The 2,635-nt window shown below is 46.8% G+C and carries 4 protein-coding genes and 1 tRNA gene; all 5 read left to right on the top strand.

The genetic code is table 11. The features are described 5' to 3' along the window. The first annotated feature begins 560 nt into the window (after positions 1-560). The 5 genes from psbZ (at position 561) to IM479_RS11560 (ending at position 2,488) form a co-directional block, all read left to right on the top strand. Positions 561-749, top strand: coding sequence for a photosystem II reaction center protein PsbZ (gene psbZ / locus IM479_RS11580; protein ID WP_287079956.1), 189 nt, complete (start codon positions 561-563; stop codon positions 747-749). 93 nt (positions 750-842) lie between these two features. Next, entirely contained in the window at positions 843-1,388 is a 546-nt protein-coding gene (gene ribH / locus IM479_RS11575; protein WP_287079957.1) for a 6,7-dimethyl-8-ribityllumazine synthase, read from the top strand. A 57-nt stretch (positions 1,389-1,445) separates the two neighbouring features. Next, the gene (locus IM479_RS11570) at positions 1,446-1,766 is read left to right on the top strand and encodes a hypothetical protein (protein ID WP_287079958.1); all 321 of its coding nucleotides are present in this window, start codon (positions 1,446-1,448) and stop codon (positions 1,764-1,766) included. A 71-nt stretch (positions 1,767-1,837) separates the two neighbouring features. After that, positions 1,838-1,909: transfer RNA gene (locus tag IM479_RS11565), tRNA-Gly, on the top strand. A gap of 171 nt (positions 1,910-2,080) precedes the next feature. After that, on the top strand, positions 2,081-2,488 hold the full coding sequence (locus tag IM479_RS11560; RefSeq protein WP_287079960.1) for a hypothetical protein: 408 nt from the start codon (positions 2,081-2,083) through the stop codon (positions 2,486-2,488). The last annotated feature ends 147 nt before the right edge of the window (positions 2,489-2,635 follow it).

Raw genomic sequence — 2,635 nt, 5'->3', positions numbered from 1 at the left:
GTGTCAGTCTGTAGAGCGACCATAAGACCAGAACAGAGTAAATCTGTTAAGGCCGGTGCGAAACCCCGCAAGGGAAAGAAGCAGAAACCTAAATCGTGAGGTTTGGGAATCACCGTCCGTTTACGGCGGTGAGGATGTCAATTTTGGCGCTGGCATCCGTTTGGGGGGCTTGACCTAGGACTCGACCATTAGTTTTTAGCGGTTCAGCAGTCTGGAGACCTTTCTAGGCTAGGTTTGGCGAAAACGCAAAAACACGGTAATCTGAGCAAGGGATCACAGAGAGTCACTTCCCCCACCTAACCCTTACAATCCTGCTTTTGACAAGGATGGAGACATCAAAAAAATTTGAAGACCCGCTGCGACTGGGTAGTCAGTGGCAGTAAAATTAAAATGCTCGTGGATTCGGTCTGACGGGGATATCTCCCCTAACCCCTGATTCAGGGAGGAGCTAGAGGAAGGGTCGTCCGGTTAAGTTGAGTGGAAGCGAGGCTCTTCCATACAAGTATCAAATCTGGGAGAATTATCTAAATAAACATCAACTGCTTTAGGAGAACCCAATCATGTCTATTGTTTTTCAATTTTTTCTCATTGCCCTAGTTTTATTTTCCTTGCTGATGGTGATTGGTGTCCCCGTTGCCTATGCTTCCCCCCAAAACTGGAACCAATCGAAACCCCTTCTCTATGTGGGTTCGGCAATTTGGGCGATTTTAGTCGTTGCCGTCGCTATTTTAAACTTTTTAGTGATTTAGTCTTGATCAGGAGTCGGGAGACTATTTTTATTTATTCTCCCCACTCCCCCACTCCCCACTCCCCCATCCCCCATCCCCTAACCCCTTCTACCTATGACTGTTTTTGAGGGAAATTTTACCGAGGATATATCCTCTTGGCGCTTTGCGATCGTGATTGGTCGTTTTAACGATCTCGTCACTGATAAACTGTTATCAGGCTGTCAAGACTGTCTCAAGCGTCACGGGGTTGATGTCAATCCCGATGGCACTCAAGTGGATTATATCTGGGTACCCGGTAGCTTTGAAGTGCCAATGGTAGCCCGTCAAGTCGCCCTTTCTCACCGTTACGATGCCGTTATTTGTCTAGGGGCAATTATTCGCGGCCAAACGCCCCATTTTGATTACGTTGCCGCCGAGGCCGCAAAGGGTATCGCCGCGGCCGCTTTTCAGACAGGTGTTCCCGTTGTCTTTGGTATTCTCACCACTGATACCCTACAACAGGCCCTCGAACGGGCCGGTATTAAAAGTAATTTGGGCTGGAATTATGGCCTATCTGCCCTAGAAATGGCTAGTCTCATGCGTCAATTGCGCCCCCGGGATGAAAATAAACCCCTAGAATTATTGGAAAATAATCCCCAACAGGCACTGATAGAAGGCTAACAAAATTCTCCCAGAATTTAGGGTTTTAGGTGTCCCCACTCCCCAAGAGTTCCACTGATGAGCGAAGCTGAACAGAACAAATATATTAACCAACTGAGACGGCAATTAGTCAACGCTGTCGAGAGAATCAAGACTCTGGAATTGGATTTAGAACCAGAGGGACGGATTACAGCAGCTTTTGAGGCTATGGAACGCCATATCGATGAAAAATTCGCCGCAGTGGATGAAAAATTCGCCGCAGTGGACGAAAAATTCGCCGCCATTGACAAGCGCTTTGATCGCTTGGAACATCAGTTCAACCGACTACAGGCTAAGATAGAAGTGGTTCTCGAAGCTATTACGGGTTTGGGGGATTTGCCAGAAGATGAATCATTGTAAAAAAATGATCCAAACTACTTGACAAATGGTCTGAGATTTGGCACACTTATAGGAGTGTAAAAAAACGGCTTGCGGGCATAGCTCAGTGGTAGAGCGTCACCTTGCCAAGGTGAATGTCGCGCGTTCGAATCGCGTTGCCCGCTTGAAAAAATCTTGAAATATACCTTAAGGTCAGGATGAATAATTTAGGGATATCCCTTAAGATGGGAATTACCCGTGAGCAATAGGGTTGAGGATTTTGGGCAACCGTTGAATACCTTAGCCATTGACCACGAGCGACTAAAAACAACCGTTTATAAACAAAAATTTAGCTTGTGCGACCGCATAAATATACCAAAATCGACCAACACCAAGACTATCCTTGTCCCTGTCGTCGGAAAGGGACATTATGCCCGATTTTATTGACCGATGCCTTTGGCTGCGATCGCTGTCAACAGATATTTGTGCTACAGGAAAACGGCCAAATTATCGAACAATTAGCCCCCCACTATCCCTATAAACGCACTTGGCGCTGGACGGGATTTCGTTGGGTGAGTATGAATCAGCGCCTTGGGGAAGGAGTCTTGCCCCTGATGATGGGGATAATTCTGTTATTATCGATCGTCTGGCTACCGTTAATCTTGAAATCACCGCCGGGGGTAAGCGTGATTTTTGGGGCAATTCTAGTTATGCTATTAGTTATTTTGCCCGCATTCATCTTTTGGTTAGCCTATCGACGCTAGACAAGAATCTTTGACATCCTCACCGCCGTAAACGGACGGTGATTCCCAAACCTCACGATTTAGGTTTCTGCTTCTTTCCCTTGCGGGGTTCCGCACCTGCCTTAACAGATTTACTCTGTTCTGGTCTTATGGTCGCTCTACAGACTG

Source organism: Microcystis sp. M165S2 (genome assembly GCF_020245885.1).
Classification (GTDB): Bacteria; Cyanobacteriota; Cyanobacteriia; order Cyanobacteriales; family Microcystaceae; genus Microcystis.
The sequence above is the reverse complement of the archived record's forward strand: the minus strand, read 5'-3'. Positions and strand labels throughout refer to the sequence as shown.